The organism is Saccharicrinis aurantiacus, assembly GCF_001660705.2.
GTDB lineage: Bacteria > Bacteroidota > Bacteroidia > Bacteroidales > Marinilabiliaceae > Saccharicrinis > Saccharicrinis aurantiacus.
The window spans coordinates 157,891-179,897 of sequence record NZ_LYBV02000001.1; the positions used below are offsets into that span (position 1 = coordinate 157,891).

General features: G+C 33.9%; 21 protein-coding genes. 14 read left to right on the forward strand and 7 right to left on the reverse strand.

Annotated elements, in window-relative coordinates:
- Window positions 1-175 precede the first annotated feature (175 nt).
- From surE to A8B35_RS00660, 8 genes are all read left to right on the forward strand, one after another.
- Window positions 176-946: a 5'/3'-nucleotidase SurE gene (surE, locus tag A8B35_RS00625; RefSeq protein WP_075601655.1), complete on the forward strand. Its 771-nt coding sequence runs from the start codon at window positions 176-178 to the stop codon at window positions 944-946.
- Window positions 936-1,232 carry a hypothetical protein gene (locus A8B35_RS00630; RefSeq protein ID WP_075601656.1) on the forward strand — a complete coding sequence of 99 codons (297 nt, stop codon included), beginning with the start codon at window positions 936-938 and terminating at the stop codon, window positions 1,230-1,232. Before surE ends, A8B35_RS00630 begins: the two co-directional genes overlap by 11 nt.
- Window positions 1,233-1,280: 48 nt before the next feature.
- Window positions 1,281-2,414, forward strand: coding sequence for a lipid-A-disaccharide synthase (lpxB, locus tag A8B35_RS00635; RefSeq protein WP_075601657.1), 1,134 nt, complete (start codon window positions 1,281-1,283; stop codon window positions 2,412-2,414).
- A 2-nt stretch (window positions 2,415-2,416) separates the two neighbouring features.
- Window positions 2,417-3,148, forward strand: a complete 732-nt coding sequence (gldF, locus tag A8B35_RS23130; RefSeq protein WP_075601658.1) for a gliding motility-associated ABC transporter permease subunit GldF — start codon at window positions 2,417-2,419, stop codon at window positions 3,146-3,148.
- 21 nt (window positions 3,149-3,169) lie between these two features.
- Entirely contained in the window at window positions 3,170-4,864 is a 1,695-nt protein-coding gene (gene gldG / locus A8B35_RS00645; RefSeq protein WP_075601659.1) for a gliding motility-associated ABC transporter substrate-binding protein GldG, read from the forward strand.
- 6 nt (window positions 4,865-4,870) lie between these two features.
- Window positions 4,871-5,788, forward strand: coding sequence for a hypothetical protein (locus tag A8B35_RS00650; RefSeq protein WP_075601660.1), 918 nt, complete (start codon window positions 4,871-4,873; stop codon window positions 5,786-5,788).
- 190 nt (window positions 5,789-5,978) lie between these two features.
- Window positions 5,979-7,103: a DNA polymerase III subunit beta gene (dnaN, locus tag A8B35_RS00655; protein ID WP_075601661.1), complete on the forward strand. Its 1,125-nt coding sequence runs from the start codon at window positions 5,979-5,981 to the stop codon at window positions 7,101-7,103.
- 152 nt (window positions 7,104-7,255) lie between these two features.
- Window positions 7,256-7,861 carry a hypothetical protein gene (locus A8B35_RS00660; RefSeq protein ID WP_075601662.1) on the forward strand — a complete coding sequence of 202 codons (606 nt, stop codon included), beginning with the start codon at window positions 7,256-7,258 and terminating at the stop codon, window positions 7,859-7,861.
- Between the two features lie 120 nt (window positions 7,862-7,981).
- Here the strand turns inward: A8B35_RS00660 and menB are convergent, their stop codons facing one another.
- From menB to A8B35_RS00680, 4 genes are all read right to left on the reverse strand, one after another.
- Window positions 7,982-8,803, reverse strand: a complete 822-nt coding sequence (gene menB / locus A8B35_RS00665; protein WP_075601663.1) for a 1,4-dihydroxy-2-naphthoyl-CoA synthase — start codon at window positions 8,801-8,803, stop codon at window positions 7,982-7,984.
- 15 nt (window positions 8,804-8,818) lie between these two features.
- Window positions 8,819-10,516 (reverse strand): 2-succinyl-5-enolpyruvyl-6-hydroxy-3-cyclohexene-1-carboxylic-acid synthase, encoded by a 1,698-nt coding sequence (gene menD, locus A8B35_RS00670; protein WP_075601664.1) that lies wholly within the window; start codon window positions 10,514-10,516, stop codon window positions 8,819-8,821.
- Window positions 10,517-10,685: 169 nt separating this feature from the next.
- Window positions 10,686-11,441, reverse strand: coding sequence for an acyl-[acyl-carrier-protein] thioesterase (locus A8B35_RS00675; RefSeq protein ID WP_075601665.1), 756 nt, complete (start codon window positions 11,439-11,441; stop codon window positions 10,686-10,688).
- A gap of 68 nt (window positions 11,442-11,509) precedes the next feature.
- Entirely contained in the window at window positions 11,510-12,337 is an 828-nt protein-coding gene (locus A8B35_RS00680) for a LysR family transcriptional regulator (protein WP_075601666.1), read from the reverse strand.
- Between the two features lie 167 nt (window positions 12,338-12,504).
- On the opposite strand from A8B35_RS00680, the gene A8B35_RS00685 reads away from it, so the two are divergent.
- Together A8B35_RS00685 and A8B35_RS00690 are read left to right on the forward strand one after the other, a co-directional pair.
- Window positions 12,505-13,233, forward strand: coding sequence for an SDR family oxidoreductase (locus A8B35_RS00685; protein ID WP_075601667.1), 729 nt, complete (start codon window positions 12,505-12,507; stop codon window positions 13,231-13,233).
- A gap of 93 nt (window positions 13,234-13,326) precedes the next feature.
- Window positions 13,327-14,277 (forward strand): aldo/keto reductase, encoded by a 951-nt coding sequence (locus A8B35_RS00690; protein WP_075601668.1) that lies wholly within the window; start codon window positions 13,327-13,329, stop codon window positions 14,275-14,277.
- Between the two features lie 36 nt (window positions 14,278-14,313).
- Here the strand turns inward: A8B35_RS00690 and A8B35_RS00695 are convergent, their stop codons facing one another.
- From A8B35_RS00695 to A8B35_RS00705, 3 genes are all read right to left on the reverse strand, one after another.
- Window positions 14,314-14,841 (reverse strand): TetR/AcrR family transcriptional regulator, encoded by a 528-nt coding sequence (locus A8B35_RS00695; protein ID WP_171973129.1) that lies wholly within the window; start codon window positions 14,839-14,841, stop codon window positions 14,314-14,316.
- A gap of 220 nt (window positions 14,842-15,061) precedes the next feature.
- Complete coding sequence (locus tag A8B35_RS00700) at window positions 15,062-15,703, reverse strand: hypothetical protein (protein WP_075601670.1); 642 nt, start codon at window positions 15,701-15,703, stop codon at window positions 15,062-15,064.
- A gap of 193 nt (window positions 15,704-15,896) precedes the next feature.
- Window positions 15,897-16,421: a DUF4251 domain-containing protein gene (locus A8B35_RS00705; protein WP_075601671.1), complete on the reverse strand. Its 525-nt coding sequence runs from the start codon at window positions 16,419-16,421 to the stop codon at window positions 15,897-15,899.
- Between the two features lie 152 nt (window positions 16,422-16,573).
- On the opposite strand from A8B35_RS00705, the gene A8B35_RS00710 reads away from it, so the two are divergent.
- The 4 genes from A8B35_RS00710 to A8B35_RS00725 all read left to right on the forward strand — a co-directional run bounded on the left by A8B35_RS00710 (window position 16,574) and on the right by A8B35_RS00725 (window position 21,897).
- Complete coding sequence (locus A8B35_RS00710; protein ID WP_075601672.1) at window positions 16,574-18,442, forward strand: ABC-F family ATP-binding cassette domain-containing protein; 1,869 nt, start codon at window positions 16,574-16,576, stop codon at window positions 18,440-18,442.
- A 297-nt stretch (window positions 18,443-18,739) separates the two neighbouring features.
- On the forward strand, window positions 18,740-19,642 hold the full coding sequence (locus A8B35_RS00715; RefSeq protein ID WP_075601673.1) for a prephenate dehydratase: 903 nt from the start codon (window positions 18,740-18,742) through the stop codon (window positions 19,640-19,642).
- A gap of 4 nt (window positions 19,643-19,646) precedes the next feature.
- Window positions 19,647-20,810: a pyridoxal phosphate-dependent aminotransferase gene (locus A8B35_RS00720; RefSeq protein WP_075601674.1), complete on the forward strand. Its 1,164-nt coding sequence runs from the start codon at window positions 19,647-19,649 to the stop codon at window positions 20,808-20,810.
- A gap of 7 nt (window positions 20,811-20,817) precedes the next feature.
- Window positions 20,818-21,897: a bifunctional 3-deoxy-7-phosphoheptulonate synthase/chorismate mutase type II gene (locus A8B35_RS00725; RefSeq protein WP_075601675.1), complete on the forward strand. Its 1,080-nt coding sequence runs from the start codon at window positions 20,818-20,820 to the stop codon at window positions 21,895-21,897.
- Window positions 21,898-22,007: the final 110 nt, after the last annotated feature.

Here is a 22,007-nt window from a genome sequence, read left to right on the forward strand (position 1 = left end):
ACTTCCTTAATAGAAGATTGAATTTTATCTTTAAAGTTAAATTTTTTATAAAAGCGAATAGGATATGTAAATATTGTAGCACGTGTTGTATATTTGAAAACTGAAAAAATAGTGTTTAAATAATAATGTTTAACTATTATTTTCTACGCTTTTATTACACACTTCTTATTTAATTATGAACAATAAAAAACCAGTTATTTTAGTTAGTAATGATGATGGCATTAATGCCAAAGGTATTAATGAATTAGTAGATGCAGTTAAGGAGTTTGGGAAGGTTTTTGTTGTATCTGCTGATAAATCTTTTTCAGGAATGTCGCATGCCATCACAGTAAATGAACCTCTTAAAATAAAAGATTTAGGAGTTAGAGATGATGTTCATTATTACGAAACTAATGGTACACCAGTTGATTGCGTGAAATTGGCAATTCATTATCAGTTGGCTGAGAAGCCTGACTATGTTGTTTCTGGCATTAATCATGGAACAAATAGCTCAGCAAGTGTTCACTATTCAGGAACGCTCGGAGCTGCTCGTGAAGGGTGTATGAATGGAATTCCTTCTATTGGTTTTTCTTTATGTAGCTATGATGCCGATGCTGATTTTTCAGAAAGTAAACGAGTTGTTAAATCGGTATTGTCAAGTGTAATAAAATCGGGCTTACCTAAGGGAACATACTTGAATGTAAATATTCCGGATTCGGATAAACTTGATGGCATTAAAAAGGCAAGGATGGCTAAAGGAAAGTGGGAAGAAGAGTTTGTTGAAGGCCAGGATCCACGAGGAAGGAAGTATTATTGGTTAAGTGGGCAATTTAAAAACGAAGAGCCAGAAGCAAAAGATACAGACGAATTTTTCTTAAATAATAATATGGCTTCTGTAGTTCCCTGCCATATTGATGTAACCGACTATTCTACACTAAATAATACAAATCTATCATATGAACTGTAAGTGCAATAAATTATATATAGGACTATTAATAGGCTTAATATTACCAATAATTACAACATATCTAATATTTTACTTCCGTTTTGGAGATAATATGGAATACGGTGAATTTATGAGTCAATTAACCCAGGCGCATGGTTTAACAAAGTTGTTAAGTCTTAGCGTTCTTCCTAACCTTTTGTTTTTTTTATTAGCCATTAAATTGGAGCGATTACTAGCAGCAAGAGGAATTGTAACAGCAACTTTGTTGTACGCAATTGCAGTAATAGTTTTACGCTTTGCATTATAACCCATACACCTACCTATAGTACCGTAGATAATTAGATTAATTGAAATAATGAGATATTATATAATAGCAGGAGAAGCTTCAGGAGATTTACATGGTTCAAACCTAGTGAAAGGATTAAAGAATGAAGATACGGAGTGCGAGTTTCGTTTCTGGGGAGGTGATTTAATGCAAGCTGAAGGAGGTGAGATGGCAATGCATTATTCTAAAACTGCTTTTATGGGAATAAAAGAGGTACTTAGTAATTTAGATAAAATAAAAGCCAACCTTCGTTATTGTAAATCAGATATTGAAGCTTATAATCCTGATGTTTTAATACTTATTGATTATCCAGGTTTTAATTTACGTATTGCCGAGTTTGCCCATAAAATGGGTTTAAAAGTATTTTATTACATCTCGCCAAAAATATGGGCTTGGAATACAGGAAGAGTAAGTAAAATTAAAAAATATGTGGACAGAATGTACACCATTCTTCCATTTGAAACTGAGTTTTATAAAAAGCATAATGTACCAATTAACTATGTTGGTAACCCTGTTCTTGATGCCATTGATGCTCGACCTAATAAAGCAGAAACGGTTGGTGAATTTACAAAGCGAAATGGTTTAAGTAATAAACCTATGGTAGCTTTGTTGGCGGGTTCGCGTAAGCAAGAGTTGAACTACATTTTGCCAACAATGCTAAGTGTTGTAGAGTCTTTTCCTGAGTATCAATTTGTAATTGCTGGCGCACCTTCGTTTTCGGCGGAGCATTATCAAGAATTTGTAAAAGGGAAAGATGTTAGTATAATATTTGACCAAACATATGAGTTGGTACAGCACTCGCAAGCTGCCTTAGTAACTTCAGGAACAGCAACCTTAGAAACCGCACTTTTAGATTGTCCTCAGGTAGTTTGTTATAAAATGTGGGGAGGTAAATGGTTTTATGCTTTTATCAAGAAGTTTATCCTGAAAATACCGTTTGTATCCTTAGTAAACTTAGTACTAAACAAGGAAGGTGTTAAAGAGTTGATTCAGGATGAGTATACTACCGAATCTGTTACAGCAGAACTTAAAGATTTGTTACATAATCAGGATTACAGAATAAAGATGTTTATCAGTTATAACGATTTACATACAATTATGGGAAGACCAGGAAGTAGTGCTAAAGCTGCAAAACTAATGGTTCAAGAATTGAAGAATAACTAATTATGTGGAGTTTATACAAAAAAGAAATTATTTCGTTTTTTAGTTCCTTAACAGGCTATTTGGTTGTTGGTGTTTTTCTAATGTTAAGCGGATTGTTTCTGTGGGTTGTTCCAGGAGAATTAAATATTTTATTTAGCGAGTATGCTAGTCTCGATTCTCTGTTTTACTTAGCACCTTGGTTGTACTTGTTTTTAGTGCCTGCTGTTACCATGCGTCTTTTTGCCGATGAGAAAAGAATAGGAACAATGGAGTTGTTATTTACTCGTCCGTTAACTGAAATGCAAATAGTTTTGGCGAAGTACTTTGCCGGTTTAACTCTAATTATTGTGAGTTTATTACCCACTTTGATTTACTACTTTAGTGTTTATCAATTGGGAAGTACAGTTGGAAATATTGATACAGGCGGAACAAATGGCTCTTATATAGGATTGTTGTTTTTGGCATCTATTTATGTTGCCATCGGTGTATTTAGTTCAAGTCTTACTGATAATCAGGTGGTCGCTTTTGTAACTTCCGTAATACTATGTTTTGTATTTTACTTTGGTTTTGATGCACTTTCTGATGTTGTATCTAACAATCAATTAAGATCCATAGTTTTAAATTGGGGTATCGATTCTCATTATCAATCCATAAGTAGAGGAGTAATTGACTCTAGAGATATAATCTATTTCCTTAGTGTTATTGGTGTCTTTTTGTTTGCATCAAAAACTGTTTTGTTAAGTCGAAAGTGGTAATTAAAAAATGCAATAGTTCAGATGCTTAAAAGTAAAAAAACACAACATATATCTCAATTAATTCTAGTTATTGGAGCTGCTATTGTTATTAATATGATAGCAATCAATTGGTTTTTTCGAGTTGATTTAACTAGCGAGAAGCGTTATACCCTTGCTGATAATACAAAATATTTTCTCAAAGATTTAGAGGAGGTTGTTTATGTAAAAGTTTACCTGCATGGAGATTTAAATGTTGGGTTTAAGAATTTATCGCGAGCAACTAATGAGTTGTTAGATGAATTCAGAGTTTATGCTGGGAGTAATATTGAGTATAGCTTTATCGATCCAATGGAAGGATCAAAGAAGGAACAAAAGGAGCGCCTAAGCGAGATGGAAAGTTTAGGGATGGCTCCTCAACAAGTTTTTGAGGCAGGCGAAGATGGTCGAAATACGCGCACTTTGGTTTATCCTTTTGCAGTAGTTTACTATAATGGAAAACAGTTGCCGATAAATTTATTAGAAAATGTTCAGGGCTTCTCTGGTTCTGAAAACTTAAATAAATCACTAGAAACCTTAGAATATAAATTTGTAGATGCTTTTCGAAGAATTACGAGTGATGAGAAGATGCGTATTGCATTTTTAGAAGGTCACGATGAGTTGGACGAATTAGATGTATTGGATATAACTGATCAGTTATCGCAAAATTATGAAGTAGATAGAGGGGTTTTAGGTGATGATCCAAACATATTAAGTCCGTATAAAGCAGTTATTATTGCTAAACCTCAAGAGAGATTTTCAGAGTTAGATAAGTATATCCTTGATCAGTACTTAATGAATGGTGGACGCATAATGTGGTTGGTTGATGCAGTGAATATAACTGTTGATAGTTTGCGTAAGTCTGGTGAGGCTGTGGGTATATTGAGCGATATAAATATTAGCGATCAACTTTTTAAATATGGGGTTCGCATTAATCCTGTTATTGTTCAGGATATACAAGCAGGTATGATTCCTGTTTCAATTGCAAAACCCGGGCAACAGCCAAGTATAGTACCGGCTCCGTGGCTTTACAGCCCTTTGCTAATACCGCAACCCAACCATTCTATAACACGAAATTTAAATGTAGTAACATCCGAATTTGTTAGTACTATTGATACTGTAAATAACGATTTAGATCTAGAAAGAAGTGTTTTGTTACGTAGTTCGCGTTACTCAAAGGTTGATCAAGTTCCAGTTTATATTACTCTAGCTTTGGTAAATCAGAAACCTGATAGGAGAGAATTTACACAATCGTTTTTGCCAACAGCAATCGCGCAAAAAGGAGTATTTAAATCAATTTTTGAGAATCGTTTAAAGCCAAATAATATTAATTCTGATTTGCCAATTTTAACATCTAGTAAGCCAACAAAAATGATAGTTGTAGCTGATGGCGATATCATTAAAAATAAAGTGCGCTTTAAGGGGACAAACCCCAAAGTGTTGCCTCTAGGTTTCGATGAAATGACCAATACCACCTTTGGTAATAAGGACTTTATTGTTAATGCTGTTAATTATCTTTGCGATGATGAAGGTTGGATGAATCTGCGTAGCAGAAGTTATACTTTACGAATGCTCGATAAAAGCAAAGTTTCTGAGCAATCATTTTATTGGAAGTTGTTTAATTTAATAGCTCCGATTTTCTTTCTTGCACTAATTGCCTCTCTAGTGTTCTATTATCGCAAGATTAACTATAAAAAATAAGCCAATATGCGCACTAAAATATTAGTTGCCTTTGTAATACTTGTAGGGTTGGTTCTTTTCTTTATGTTTAGGTCTAATTCAGGCACAATGAAAAAAGCTTTAGATCTTAAGGCTGATAAGGTGAATAGTTGGACGGATATTTTTATTGTATCTGGTGACGATTCGCTCCAAATTTCAAAACAAGGAGAGTTGTGGTCGTTAAATGATGGTTTAGAGGTTTCTAAGCTCAAGGTAGATATGTTGAAAGACTACTTATCTAACCTATCTGTGCGATACCCCTTAACCGGACCTAAAGGCGAAACTGTAAAAAATAGCATTAAACAAGTTGGAACTCGGATAACTGCAAAATCAGAAGGGAATGAAACTTATGAAGTCTTTTTGCAGCAAGATCATAATATATTGTACGCTTATCGTAATAAGGCCAAATATCCTAATGTATTGTACGACTCAGCCGAAGCTGATTATATATTCTCGAATGACCTCGTAAATCCAATATTTTGGAGAAATAAAACTTTGTTTTCACTTCAGAAGGAATCCATTGAAAACGTAAATATGGTTTGGGCCAATAATGATGATTCATTTGTAATCAGTCAAGAGGATGAAGAGATAATTGTAAAAAGTAATAATAGCAAGGTTCTTGATAATGATATAGCCAAGTTTTACTTATATGAGTTTAAGCACCTCGAACTATCTCGTCGGATTTCTAAAGTAGATACTTGCATAGGACAAAAGTTATGTGATTTATCAATAAGAGAAAAATTAGGTAAAAATCATAAGATACAGTTTTATCAGTTTCTTCAATCAGGTGAGGTTTCAAAAAGTGAACTGCTGGTTAATGTATCTGAATCTAAAGAATGGGGAGTTGTTTCCTTTATACAAGTAGATCCAATTTTACGAAAAGCCTCATTTTTTATTAAAAAGTAGCTATCAAATTCTCGACTTTACTTTTTTTGACCGGATGTTGAAAAATTGTAATAACTAGCTCAAAATAGGCTTGCTAAACTCAAAGAATTCTCTTATAATTACCAATGCTTATTAAAATTTCACCTGCTTTTTAAGTCTTTGATTTTTAACGAGCAGACAAGTAGTAATCAGTAAAATAAAAATTCATATAATGAAATTTGTTGTTTCAAGTTCCGAACTTCTTTATCACTTACAAGCCGTAAGTCGTGTTGTTAGCAATAAAAGTTCAATTCCTATTTTAGAAAATATTTTATTCGAATTAGCAGGGGATAAACTAACCATTACGGCTTCTGATTTAGAGTCTACAATGGTAACATCAATGTCTCTTGATAATAGCGAAGGTGAAGGTTTAGTGGCATTGCCAGCTAAAATATTGCTTGAAACGCTTAAAAAATTCCCAGAGCAACCCATAAGTTTTGATATTAACAACGATTCATTAGCTGTTGATATTCTTACGGATAGAGGTAAGTATAGTGTTGTTGGATTAAGTGGAGATGAGTTTCCTGAGATTCCAGAAGTGGATAAAGATAAATCATCGAATTTATTATTGCCAGCATCAGTTTTATTAGCAGGTATTAATAAAACTTTGTTTGCCACTGCTGACGATGAATTACGACCAGTGATGAATGGTATTTTAATGGAGATGTCTCCAGAGAATTTAACATTTGTAGCGAGTGATTCTCATAAATTAGTTCGTTATCAGCGTATGGATGCTACAACTGAGTTTAGCTCTTCATTTATTTTACCTAAAAAGCCAGCTTCATTTTTAAAGAGTGTTTTGGTAAAAGAAGATGGTGATGTAACAATTGAGTTTGATGATAAAAATGCATTCTTCGTTATGGAGAATCATCGTTTAGTTTGCCGTTTGGTAGAAGGTAATTATCCAAGTTATAATGCTGTAATACCTCAAGATAATCCGAATAAAATTATTGTTAATCGCCAGGAGGTTGTAAATACTTTGGGTAGAGTTTCTCTATTTTCAAATCAAGCTAGCAACTTAGTGAAGTTATCCATTACTGGAGATAAGATGATGGTATCTGCGCAGGATATTGATTTTTCTATCTCAGCATATGAAAACTTAAGTTGTCAGTATAGTGGTGATGCAATAGAAATTGGTTTTAAATCAGCATTTTTAGCTGAATTATTAGATAATATCTCGTCAGAAGAGATTGTGATGGAGTTAGCAGATCCTGCAAGAGCAGGGATCTTTTTGCCTTTAGAAAATGATGGGCCTGAGGATGAGCTAATGCTTTTAATGCCTATGATGATAAATTAAAATATATAAGTCAATATATTGAAAAAGGGAAGCGAAAGCTTCCCTTTTTTTATTCTAACAGTTTGGCTATATTCAAACCATAAAATAGTGAACAATATAATTAAGTTCATGTTTCCTAAACTGAATAAACAACTAATTAAAGAAAAAGAATTATGGAGAAGTCATATAGTTTAGAAAACCCGTGGGGGTTCTCTTTTAGAGGAGTATTTTTAATAATACTAGGTGTGTTTGCATTAACCAATAAGCCAAATACATTTGAGCCTTTAATGTTGATATTATCAATGTTGTATCTGTTTGCTTCATTTATGACTATTGCAGGTATGTTTGTGTTAAAAAAAGAACCAATCACAATTTTTAGTTTTTTGCGTTTGTTTTTAAATGTGGCATCATTTGTTTTAATGGCTGTTGGTTTTTTGGCCTATTATAATAGTGCAGTCACATTGGATGCTGCAAGAGAGTATGCTATTACGCTTATTTTAATAACGTTTTTGATATCCTTAACGAGGATAACTGTTGATTTAATATATAATATAAAGCAGAACCCTCATTACGCATTAATCTTAATAATTGAGTGTGTATTGATGTCGCTTTTAGTAATGTCATTTTATCAGGTTTATACTGAGTTGGGGAATCTTGTTATAACAGGAGATGCTGAGCATATTATACACAACCTTACTGTTTTTGGTAGTATTGGTATTGCTTTCGGAATTATAGAAATTGTATTAAATAGACTAATTGTTGTCTTAAAAATTAAGTAATTTATTAGATGCTTTTATCTTGAGGTTTTCTGCTTCAGGAAATCGCTATTTCATTCATACAAAAAGAGCTTGTCACTTAATAAAGTTGACAAGCTCTTTTTGTATATAAGTTTTCTTTTGTTACGGGAACTTTGGGAACTGTTTAAAGTCAGGATCACGTTTCTCAAGAAATGCATGTTTTCCTTCCTGCGCTTCCTCCATTAGGTAATACATTAAAGTAGCATCACCAGCCATTTCCATAATACCATGTTGTCCATCTAATTCAGCATTTAATCCTCTTTTAATCATGCGTAATGCCAATGGACTGCGTTTCATTATTGTTCTGCACCATTCAACAGTAGTATCTTCTAAATCTTCTAGAGGTACCACTTTGTTAACCATACCCATTGTTTCAGCTTCTGCAGCAGTGTATTGTTCGCATAAGAACCAAATTTCACGGGCTTTCTTCTGCCCTACGTGGCTAGCTAAATAAGATGAGCCAAAGCCAGCATCAAAACTTCCTACTTTAGGACCAGTTTGCCCGAAGCGAGCATTGTCAGATGCAATGGTAAGGTCGCATACAACGTGTAATACATGTCCTCCGCCTATAGCGTATCCGTTTACCATAGCTATAACAGGCTTAGGTAACGATTTAATTTTTTTATGTAAATCCAATACATTCAATCGAGGTACGCCATGTTCGTCAATATAGCCACCTACACCTTTAACCTTTTGGTCGCCACCAGAACAAAATGCTTTATCTCCAATTCCGGTAAGCACAACTACGCTAATATCTTGGCGTTCACGACAAACCTCAATGGCTTCTAATAATTGCATAATTGTTTCCGGACGAAAAGCATTGTATACTTCAGGCCTGTTGATTGTTAGTTTGGCAATGCCTTCGAAGAATTCAAATTTGATATCGGAATACTCCTTTATAGATTCCCAGTTATATTTACTCATATCGTGTGTTTTATATTATCTATTGTTACTAAAATTCTTAAAGTAATTACGAAGTATCTTACCGTTAATATCTCCAGGTGTAAAAACCTCAAGTAATGAAGCTTTGGTGTTGTTGTTTACGAAGTTATTATAAGTATCTTCTAGTTCCTCAAGTGATGATGCGCTAAAATAATCTAATCCATAGGTATAAGCAAGATGTTCTGCTTTATATTGGTGCTTGGCTTCGAAGAATTGCTCCAATTCTGGTGAATCTGATGGCCCAGGAATGAATCTGAAAATTCCACCACCACCATTATTGATAACAATTACTTTAAAGTTCTTTTTCAAATACGAATTCCATAAACCATTTGAATCATACATAAAACTAAGATCTCCCGTAATAAGGATAGTTGGGTTCTCAGAGTTAATTGATGCTCCAACAGCAGTACTTACGCTACCGTCAATACCACTTGTGCCTCTATTGGCAAAAGAGTGAACCTTAATATCGTCTTGGAACAGCTGCGCGTAACGAACAGGAGTGCTGTTGGCCAATTGTAATTGAGATTTTTCTGGCAAATGGGTAAAGATGTGATTTAGTGCTTTTAAATCACTCCACTTTGTTTGCTCAATAAACTGCTCGTGTAAAGCTTGGTTTTTTAACGAGCGCTTTTGCCAAATATCTTTAAATCTGCCGGTTTCAACCTTTAAGTGCGATGCTACTTGAGAGAAAAACTCATAAGCATCCATTTTTACTGATAGGCTTAAACGTTGAAAAGTATCAATAACTTTATCGGATTGAGAAATGTGCCAATGTTCTTTTGGAGGATTGTTACGTAAGAATTCTTTTATCTTTTTACTAACAATTTGTCCGCCCAATGAGATTAATAAGCTTGGCTTAAATAAAGCAGCTTCATCTTCGTCAATAGAGAATATTTGCCTATCGATACAAGTGATGAAATTATCGCAAAATTGATTTGTTGTTGTTTCAGTTAAGAATACTGTATTTGATAGTTGGCCTAAGTGACTAAGCACTTGGCTCATTTTTTCACAAGGAGCTAAAACTCCTGCGACAATCATTACGGACTCTGCTTTATTCCATTTTGTGGCTAATTCTTGTATTTGATCTGCGCTTAAAGTCTGTTCCGGAATTAACTGTTCAATTGGTCGCGATACTCTTTTTTCAGCGGCAGTTCTTCCGTATAAAGGTTCGCGTAAAGGAATATTAATATGCACAGGGGCAGGCACGGGATGCATGGTGTTATTCAGTGCTTCGGATATTGACCTGTTGGCGTACCATGCATCATCATCATGAGCAATCTTTACAGGCAGGTCAATACTATGCTTAATGTAATTGCTAAAAATGTTACTTTGATCGATTGTTTGACCATCGGCTTGACCTACCCATTCTTTTGGTCTATCTGCTGTGAGAACAACTAGAGGAATCTCTTGATAATATGCTTCAGCAATTGCTGGTGCATAATTTAAAGCTGCAGTTCCGCTGGTGCATATTATGGCAACCGGGCGGCGCAGTTGTTGTGCCATACCAAGTGCTACGAAGGCAGCGCTTCGTTCATCAACTATAGTGAAACATTCAATGTTTTCAATAGCGTTAAATGCTATTATTAATGGAGCATTTCTTGATCCTGGAGAGATTACAACCTCGCGGATTCCTTTTTTTATACATTGTTGTACAAGTAACTGTACGACAGATTTGTCTGATGTGGTTTTACTCACTTAAATCTTTTTAGTTTATAAAATGCTTAACATCAATCCTTATGGGTTTATAAAATATCCATATGAATCGATGAGGTTTGAGCCGTGTAAAGATAGGAGAATATAGTATTATCAAAAAATGTAATAGAATAATCTTTGGCCTATAATTAAGGGATGAGAATTTGTAGAATCACAATAATATTTTTTCAAATGATACTTCCATTAGAAAGGAGTTGATATTTGTATTTTTATTGATGCCGATAAATTGATAAGTGCATGCAGCCTCCTTTATTTGTGTATAATTAATTCGTACTTCCTGTTCACAAGCTACCTCATGCATGTAGTTAATTGATACATTGGTTACTTTGTTGTTAATATGCCAATCGCGGGGTAGGCAGTCGAGTACCCAATCTAAATAGCGAATGCTGTTTAGGTGGTTGTTCATATCTAAATCATTGTATCTTACCTTTCTTATGCATTCGTCTTTTAAGGAAAGTTTGGTGGGTTTTATTCGTTCTGTTGATACTTCACTTAAACCTTCTCCAAAAACATAAGGAATTGTAGCAAGTATCTTTGAAGGGTCTTGTAAAACTCGGCTTTCTAAATCGGCTATAATCCAATCAGAACTACCTTTTGCACAAACAGTATCGTTTAAAATTACTTCAAAGTCTCTCCGTGCAAAAAGTCGGTTGGCGCTTACAGTCCATGTTCTTAAGGTAACTTTATCGTTCCATTTAGGATATTTATTTACATTGATGTGTAATCGGCTTAGAGCCCAGAATGAATTGTGATTTTCCTTTAGGTGGAAGAATCCAAACTGTAACTCTTCAGCATGAAGCCAAGCCACTTCCTGGAAGAAGGCAAAAATTCGGCTGATTCTTATGTTTTGATTTATATCAACATCGTAGGTGCTTACTTCAAATTCTTTTGTATATATATTGCTCATTGGTATCTTTTCGGGGTTTTTAAAGGTGTTAAGTCAAATTACATATATTTAGTTTGTTCTTCTATAATTTATTTTGAATAGTGTTCAATTATTTGTTTTACTGCAGGGTTATTTAAACTGTCTTTAGCATAAGATAATCCAATTTCTCTGTAATATTTTGGTCCATTATAAGGTTTTACAACAAATCCTTTAGCACCTTCTATTAAATATTCGGGGAGAAAAGAAATCCCTAAACCAGCCATCAGCATGGTTAATACATCCGTTTTTGTGGCGCAATTTGCTACAGTATTCCATTTGTCTCCAGTTGTATTTAAAATAGATAGGCTTTGTTGGTGTGCTTCGCAAGGAGGACAATGAATAAAAGGTTGATTCTTCAAGTCAATTAAATCAATAATGTCTTTTTCTGCTAATGGGTGATTTTCGGGGATGCACAATACGTAATTTTCTTTCCAAAGAGGTAAAAAGTGATGAGACTCAAACTTCCATTCTCTAACTAAAATATTAAGTTCGCATTCTTGCGCCATTGGTCTTAAGTCCCATTCAATATTATTTATTTCATTCGATAATATATTAAAGAAACTTCGTTTGTAGTGTTGAGAAATACTATCAGCAATACCAACAACTACTTTTTGTTTTAAAGATCCCTCTCTAAATATTTCAGGAATTGACTGTAATTCACCAATAATGCGTTTGGCAATAGGGTATAAGTAATGTGCATCCTCTTTTAATTCAACCCCACGTTTGTGTCTATTAAAAAGAGGTTTACCAATCAGCTCTTCCAATTGTTTTATTCCGTTGGAAATATTAGGTTGAGAAACAAAGCACTTCTCTGCTGCGCGTGATAGGTTTTTTTCTTCGTAAACAGCTACGAAAAAACGGAGTAGTCTTTCATCCATAATTATAACTTATAATAGCTATATAAAAATAGTATTTTGAGCGGGTAAAGTTAAGCTATACCTTTGTAATATAATAATTCATATAAAAATGGATTGCTTATACATTGCTAATAATAAAGAGTTGGGGATGTATGTGGAAGTTAAAGTGGTTTTAAAAATATATCATTATGAAAACTAATAATAAATTAATTGTTATTACAGGAGCAAGTTCTGGAATTGGGGCTGCTACAGCTCAGTTGTTCTCAAAAGAAGGATATTCTCTTTTACTATTAGCACGAAGAGTTGAAAAGTTAGAAGCTCTTTCTTTACCCAATACCATTTGTAAAAAGGTGGATGTTACTGATATTGCTGCTGTAAAAGATGCTGTTGCAGATGCTGAAAAAAAGTATGGTACAGCGGAAGCGATTGTTAACAATGCGGGAGTTATGTTGTTAGGGGATTTAACAACACAAGATCCACAAGAGTGGAAAAGAATGTTTGATGTAAATATTATAGGAGTTCTTAATGGTATGCAGGCTGTTTTACCGCAGATGAAAGCGCGTAAAGGTGGAACTATTATAAATGTTAGTTCAATTGCTGGGCGAAAAACTTTTCCGAATCATGCCGCATATACAGGTACTAAATTTGGAGTTCATGCTATAACTGAGAATGCAAGAGAAGAAGCAGCTCCATTTAATGTACGTATGGTTACCATTGCTCCAGGAGCTGTTGAAACCGAGTTGTTATCGCACACTACTTCTGACGAAATTAAAGCTGGTTATAATGTTTGGAAAGAAGAAATGGGTGGGGTTTTAAAACCTGAAGATATTGCGAATGCAATATGGTATGCTTTTAATCAACCTCAAGGTGTAAATGTGCGCGAAATTGTATTAGCAGCAACAAAGCAAGAGTCGTAAAATATGCTGATAGAAGTATTGCTATCTTTCTTGTATTTTTTGTTAAATATGTAAGAAAGGTGCTACCTTGCTTTCTGAATAAATAAGAATACTATGAAGACTTTAGAATTTACGAATGGCGATATGCCTATTTTGGGTTTGGGTACATGGAAATCGGCACCCGGTGATGTATACAATGCAGTAAAGGAAGCGCTTAAGTTAGGATATAGACATATTGATTGCGCAGCTGTTTACGGAAACGAATCAGAAGTAGGTAAGGCAATTTCAGAATCAATTAGTGAGGGAGTTGTAACAAGGGAAGAGTTGTGGGTGACTTCTAAATTATGGAATAATATGCACGGGAAGAGTAATGTTGTTACTGCCATAAAGCAAACATTGTCTGATCTTCAATTAGATTATCTTGATTTATACTTAATTCATTGGCCGGTACCATTCAAAAAGGAGGTGCCAGCAGCCTCTAAACCTGAAGATTTTGTTTCGTTAGCGGATCAACCAATTGCGGATACTTGGTTGGGTATGGAAGAGGCGTATGCTTTGGGTTTGAGTAAGAATATTGGAGTGAGTAATTTTAGTATTAAAAAATTAAAAGACCTGATAAGTAACTGCAAAATAAAACCATGTTTAAATCAGGTTGAGCTTCACCCGTATTTTCAACAAGATGATTTGGTGGATTATTGCCAAAGTGCAGATGTGCATGTTATGGCTTATTCTCCATTGGGATCTTCAGATCGACCACAAGGTTTAAAAACAGCAGATGAACCTGTTTTATTAGAGGATATAAAACTAACGGAGCTGGCAAAAGAAAAGGGTGTTTCTATTGCTCAGTTGATTTTAGCGTGGGCAATGCAAAGGTCTATTTCAGTTATACCAAAATCAGTTAATCCTGCCCGATTAAAACAGAATTTAGATTCTGTTGATTTATCATTGACAGAACACGAAATGGCTCAAGTTAAAGCTGTAAACAAAAACAGAAGGTATGTGAACGGGAGTTTCTTTGCGATAGAAGGTAGTCCTGTTACTCTTGAAAATCTGTGGGACTTATAAAATATTAAGTTATGGAAATCCAATTACTTGGATTTCCTATTTTTTTATTCCATTCCAACTTAATTCAAAAGCTTCCTCTATCGTCTGATCCGAAATAGTGTAGGTGCCTAAGAAGTGTTCGGCAGCAATTTCTCTTATAAAGCCAAGCATTGAGTAAAATAATAAAGCAGCGTCAATATTAGATTTCACTTCGCCTTCCTTTTGGCCTTCTTTTAATAGGTTGATAATAGGTTTTTTTAAGTCGTGTGCAATTCTGCGTTGTTCCTCACTAATGTACGGAGAGCGGTAATACTGTTCAAGAAAAACGCTTTCTTTATGGAATTCAATTCTGTGGTTAAAATAGTTAATCCAAATACCTTTTATTTTATTTTTAAAAGGAGCAGTTTTATCAAAGTTAGCTAAAAACCGAGAGGCTGCATTCTCTTGTAGTTCAAGATAAAGAGCGTTAATTAGTAATTCTTTCGATTCAAAATAAATATAGAGAGTACCTGTAGCCAATTTAGCTTGTTTGGCTATTTTACTCATTGTTAACCCTCCAAATCCTTCTTTTTCAACAAGAAACATAACTGCATTATATATTGCAATCGTCTTATTTTTATCTTTAACTCTCATATTTCAAAAAAAATGTACTCTAGATAATATATTCTTTTGCTATCGATTAACGTAAAAGGGTTAAATAAGGTTTCATTAGCATGATAGATGAACAATAAAATTTGGTGAATCAATAAAATTATACCATTAAATAAATTCATCAAAAATTTAATGCACTGCTTTTTAGATGATATTATCTTATAAAAGTTCTAGATAATTCATGTTCACCTTTTGTTAAATAGTAGTTTATCCAAATTAACTCAGAATCGTCTTTAGGTAATATCATAAAGAAATATGTATCAAAAGAAACGGGGATATCATTAAAAATTACAAGTCCATCTTTATTGGTATTCAATATTTCTATAGAATTCTGTCGGATGTTTTGAGATGTCATCGAATTATTTTCCCATAACATGTTAGCAATTTTACTTGTTATTAGGGCAACTTCAGTGTTTTCCATAGGAGTAACGGAGTTGTTGTCTGTTTCTTCTTGAAATAAGGATAGTTCAAGTGATCCAATGTTACTTAATGGATCCAATACTATGTTTTTATTGGTAATGGTAAGTTTATTTATTTGCTTTGAATCTTGGAATAATTTACCCTTATTTTCAATTTGTGCATATATGGCAAAGCTTTCTTTTTTGATGGTATTAATATCAATTGATAAGTTTGAAGAACTTACTTTTTCTTCATTAATAAATAATTCAGCATTCTGACCTATTACATTAATGCTAATGTTTTGTTTATTAGGTGAATTGTAAGTAATCTCAGAACTGTCGTTTTTGCATGATGTTAAAAACAAACAACTTAATAATAGATAATTTAATGTTTTCATAGTTGGTTTAAAAATCAGAACCTTTCTTACTATAGCAATGTCAGCTTGTTAGTGTGGTAGGGTTCTGAAGTGTATTTGCAATGTCTAATATCGGGTGCAAATATATGAAAACAATTATTATCATATACACTAAATTATACCATTCAATAATTTAGTGTATAGTAAGAGCTTGTTATTGTTGAACTAGAGGAGTTTATTTTTCTTCTTCTGGTGTATATTCTTCTATATTTCCATTGTAAGAAATTTGTTGTAAGTGGTCGGATCCAACAGATAGGCTGGCAGACCCACCTCCAAACATATCAAGAATACACCTGTAATTTTTGCCATCATCTTTAATTTCAAAGATTAAAGTTACCTTCATTTTCTTTTCGTTTATTTCTATGCTTTTTTCAATCATTTCTGATTCAAAACGGATGCCACCTCTTTCGCCTGGAGTTGCAGAAAAAGCTCGACCAAAATACGGCATTTCTGCATGAGCAGAATCATTAGATATGCGCAGAAAATTAGGGTTTGTAGTTAAATCAACGTTTCGGTACCCGGTAGGAAATGCTCTATCTGCAATAAATTCTAACTTTTTATTTGAAATTAAATCTTGTAGTTTTTCAAATTCTTCTAATTTTTCAAGCTGGCGTTTTTCCTTTTTACTTAATTTATCTTGAGCAGTAATAGTTGAAATACTTACCATCAGTACTAAAAGTAATCCTAAAATCTTATTCATAACAATAAATTAAATGGTTATACTACTTTTGTAAAGCAAATTCAATACCAAATATAATTTTTGAAATATTGATAGCTATTACAATATAGTAATAATAAGGAAAAAGGTAATTTAAAACGTATCCGTTTGAGGTACAATTTAGTATAGTTAAGATGAATTATTTATCGGTTGAAGACCTAACGCAGCACTGGGGAGAGATTAAGTTATTTGATAATCTAACGTTTGGTATCTCGGAGGGACAGAAAGTTGGATTGATTGCAAGAAACGGAGAGGGTAAAACAACTTTGCTCAATATTTTAGGTAAAGTTAAGCCTGCAGAAACAGGTTCGGTTGTTTATCGTAAAGGAATTTCTTTAGGATACCTGTCACAAGATCCGGTTTTGAATAACGATAATACAGTAATCGAAGAGATTTTTGCTTCAGAGAATCCTCAGGTAATTGCAATTAAGGCTTATGAAAATGCGCTTGCAAATGAAGATCATGAAGCTTTAGGGGATTTAATTGAGCAACTTGATAAATTAGGTGCTTGGGATTTTGAAGCACGTATTAAGCAAATTCTATCTCAACTTAAAATTACGCGTTTTGAACAAAAAATTAGTCAGCTAAGCGGAGGGCAAAAGAAACGTGTTGCTATGGCTAATATTTTAATTAACGAACCTGATTTTTTAATATTGGATGAGCCAACAAATCACCTTGATTTGGAGATGATAGAATGGTTAGAGGAGTACTTGAAACGTTCAAAGGCTACTTTAATAATGGTTACGCATGATAGGTATTTTTTGGATCGTGTTTGTAACGAAATTCTTGAGATGGCGGATAGAACACTCTATCCGTATAAGGGTAATTATGCCTATTTTCTCGAAAAAAGAGAAGAGCGTATTGCTACAACAGCACAGCAAGTTGAAAAAGCAAAGAATCTCTTAAAGAAAGAACAAGATTGGATGAATCGTCAACCACAGGCTCGTGGTACAAAAGCGAAATATAGAATTGATGCTTTTCATGATTTAAAAAAGAAAGCCAATAGCGGAACAACAGAGAAGTCTATTAATCTGAATATAAAATCAGCTAGGTTAGGTAAAAAAATTATTGAGTGTTTTGATATAAATAAGAGTTTTGATGACTTAGCTATACTAAAGGATTTCAGTTACAAATTTGCCCAAGGTGAAAAATTGGGTATTATTGGAAAAAATGGTACGGGTAAATCAACCTTCTTAAATACCATTACAGGCGCTTTGCCTCCGGATTCAGGAACCATTGAAACAGGTGAAACTGTTGTGGTTGGTTACTATCATCAGAATGGAATGAAGATAGATGAGTCGAAAAAAGTAATTGATGTAATTGCTGAAATTTCGGAGAATATTACATTAGGTTCTGGAGATTCAATGGGCCCAGCTCAGTTTTTGCGTTACTTTTTATTTGGAAACGAAATGCACCATGTGCAGGTTGATAAATTGAGTGGAGGCGAGAAGAAACGATTGTACTTGATGACTGTATTGATGAAGAATCCAAATTTTCTGATTCTTGATGAGCCTACCAATGATTTAGATATTTTCACCTTAAATCTGTTAGAAGAATACCTTCAAGCTTTTAAAGGTTGCGTTATAATTGTTTCGCACGATAGGTATTTTATGGATAAAATTGTAGATCATCTTTTTGTTTTTGAAGGGCAAGGAGAGATTAAAGATTTCCCAGGAAATTATTCAATTTATCATGATTTTAAAGTAAACGAAGAAAAGGAAAAGCGCAAACAAGAGCGAGCAGTAAAAGAACCTGCAAAACCAAAAACTGAAGTAAAAGAAAAGCCTCGGAAATTATCTTTTAAAGAGAAGAAGGAAATGGAAGAGATTGAAGCTAATTTGGAAGCGTTATCTGCGGAAAAAGAAGAGATTGAAAACGGTTTGAATTCGGGTACGTTGGATAACGAAACGCTTACTGAAAAATCAAAGCGCTTAAATGAAATTATGGCAGAGCTGGACGAAAAAGAAATGCGTTGGTTAGAGTTGAGTGAAATTGGCAGCTAACAGTTTATTACGTATAGGAAGTTTCAAATGACAAATTTCATTAAAATTCGGTAAATTTTAATCAATTTATTTTTACCGCTAAAAATAATTATTACTTTTGTCAGCGTTACAATTAAAACAAGAGATTTAGTGATGACCCACATTGCATATTTTTATAGCTTTTATTTTTACTTTTTTGGTTTCTGTAATCCAAAAGAGGTGGGTATATAATATATAATTACTAACAAGAAATTATAAAAGTCCCACCATAACAGGTGGGACTTTTTTTTTACGTCAATATTAAACGAAGAAATAGGAATGAGCTTAAGAAAAGTAGCTATACAAGGCGGTGCCGGTTCAAATCATGAGATTGCCGCAAATGCTTTTTTTGAAGAAGATAGTTTGGAGATGGTTCCTTGTGAGTCTTTTCCAGAGCTCTTTGATACTTTAAAAAGCGACAATAGCATATACGGTATTGTGGCTATTGAGAACACTTTAGTTGGAAGTATTCTTGAAAATTATACTTTGCTTAAAGATTCGGGTTTGGTTATCATAGGGGAGTATAAGTTGCGTATTAAGCATCAGTTAATGACTTTACCAGGTCAAAAAATTGAAGATATAACAGAGGTGCATTCTCATCCAATGGCACTCGCTCAATGTCGTCAGTTTTTCAAGGATTATCCCCACATTAAATTAATTTCTGCTGATGATACAGCCCTAAGTGCAAAGCGTATTAACGATGGTCAGCTAACAGGTGTTGCTGCTATTGCTCCTGATTTGGCCGCAGAGCAATATAATATGGAAATTATAGCTCAGGATATTGAAACCAACAAACGAAATTTCACACGTTTTTTAATTGTTTCAGATAGAGGAAAAACGGAAGTGGATGATTTATTAATCAACAATAAAATAAATAAATCGTCTATCGTATTTGCGCTTCCTCATTCAGAAGGAAGTCTATCAAAAGTGCTTTCTATATTAGCATTCTATAACATAAACTTAACTAAAATACAATCATTACCTGTTGTAGGGCAGGAGTGGGAATACTTATTTTACGTTGATCTAATATTTGAAGATTACATAAGATATAAACAATCATTAGACGCTATAAAGCCACTGACAAAAGGTTTGCAAAGCCTAGGTGAATATCATGTTGGCAAACGTTCTTTCGATACTGTTAGTAACGATAATAAACCTTTATCAGAACAAAAAACCTTCTAATAAAATGAGCATACAACCTGCAAAAAGAATTAGCGAAGTAAAAGAATATTACTTTTCTAAAAAGCTAAGAGAAATTGATGAAAAGCGTCAGCAAGGCATGTCTATTATAAACCTAGGGATAGGTAATCCAGATAGACCACCGCATGAGGATGTTTTAGCGGAGTTAACACAGGCTTCTAATGCATCTACTAATCATGGTTATCAGAGTTATGTTGGTATTCCCGAATTACGCGAAGCATTTTCAAAGTGGTATTCAAAGCATTTTAGTGTTGAGTTAAATCCTGCAAAAGAGGTATTGCCATTAATGGGGTCTAAGGAAGGTATCATGCATATTTCAATGGCTTTTTTAAATAAAGGCGATAAAGTGCTTGTGCCAAATCCAGGATATCCTACTTATGCTTCGGTATCTAATTTGGTGGAAGCGGAAATGGTTAATTATGAACTTAAGGAGGAGTTAAATTGGCAACCTGATTTTGATGAGTTAGAAAAGCAAGATTTATCAAAAGTAAAACTCATGTGGGTAAATTACCCCAATATGCCTACTGGTGCCAACGCTACTATTGAGTTGTTTGAAAAACTAGTTGCCTTTGGTAAAAAGCACAATATATTAATCTGTAATGATAACCCTTACAGCTTTATATTGAATGACAAGCCACTTAGTATATTTAGAGTAAAAGGCGCAAAAGATATTTGTATTGAGTTAAACTCATTAAGCAAATCGCATAATATGGCGGGTTGGCGTGTTGGAATGGTAGCTGCGAAGTCAAGTTATATCCAATATATATTACGTGTAAAAAGTAATATGGATAGCGGAATGTTTAAACCATTACAATTAGCTGCAGTAAAGGCTTTAAGTCTTGAAAAAGATTGGTACGGTGAGGTAAATAAAGAATACCTTGAGCGTAGAGAATTAGTATGGAAGATTATGGATATGCTCAATTGTAAGTACGATAAAGATCAATCGGGTATGTTTATTTGGGCTCGTATTCCTGAAAATATTAGCTCGGCCATTGAATTGTCAGATGTAATTTTGAATAAAGCACATGTTTTTATTACACCGGGCACAATATTTGGTAGTCAAGGTGATAAATTCATCAGAATTTCATTGTGTGCCAATAAAGAAGTGTTAAAAGAATCAATAATAAAAATACAGAACAGCTTAAAATAAAAGAGAGATGGATAAATTAAATCTTGAAAAAATAAGCCTTCCAGGGCTTGACCTAGAGCGTCCGTGGGTAATTGCAGGACCATGTAGTGCAGAAACAGAAGAGCAGGTTTTAGAAACTGCTAAACAATTAAAAGCCGAAGGGTACAATATTTTTAGAGCTGGAATATGGAAACCACGTACTCGTCCGGGTGCTTTCGAAGGTGTTGGAACTTTAGGTTTACCATGGCTTAAAAGAGTGAAAGAAGAAGTAGGTATGTATGTTGGTACAGAGGTAGCCAATGCAAACCATGTTTTCGAAGCTTTAAAATATGGTGTTGATATTCTTTGGATTGGAGCTCGTACTACTGCAAACCCATTTGCTGTTCAAGAGATTGCTGATGCACTTAAAGGTGTTGAAATACCTGTGTTAGTAAAAAATCCAGTGAATCCTGATCTTGAGTTATGGATTGGTGCTTTAGAGCGTATCAACCGTGCAGGTGTTACTAAATTAGCTGCTATACACCGTGGTTTCTCTACTTACGATAAAACAAAATACCGTAATCATCCACAATGGCAAATTCCAATTGAGTTAAAACGTCGTATTCCTGAGTTGCCAATTATTTGTGATCCATCTCACATTAGTGGAAAAAGTGAGTTGATTTACGAGATTTCTCAAGAAGCAATGGATCTTGATTTCGATGGTTTATTAATTGAATCACATCGTTGTCCTGAGAAAGCATGGAGTGATGCATCTCAACAAGTTACACCTAAAAACTTAAAAGAGATTACAACAAAAATTGAGTTACGTGATCCTAAAATTGGTGAGAAGCCACGTACTGAATTAGATAATCTTCGTTTAACTATCGATGAGTTAGATACTAAAGTATTAGAAGTTCTTCAAAAAAGAATGGAAATCTCTGAATCAATAGGTAAATATAAAAGAGACAATAATATTACCATTTTACAGTCTCGTCGTTACGATGAGATTATGAATAACCGTAAAGAGCGTGGTATGAAATTAGGTCTTTCAGACGAGTTCTTAACGGATCTTTTCGAAAGTATTCATAAAGAATCTGTATCGCGTCAGAACGATATAATGAATAAATAATTTAAGTATCAAGTAATAAGACACAAGTATCAAGATATCACTCTGATATTTGCGTCTTATTCTTGAAATAAATTAATTCTACAAATAATGAAGATAAAGTATAGTAAGGC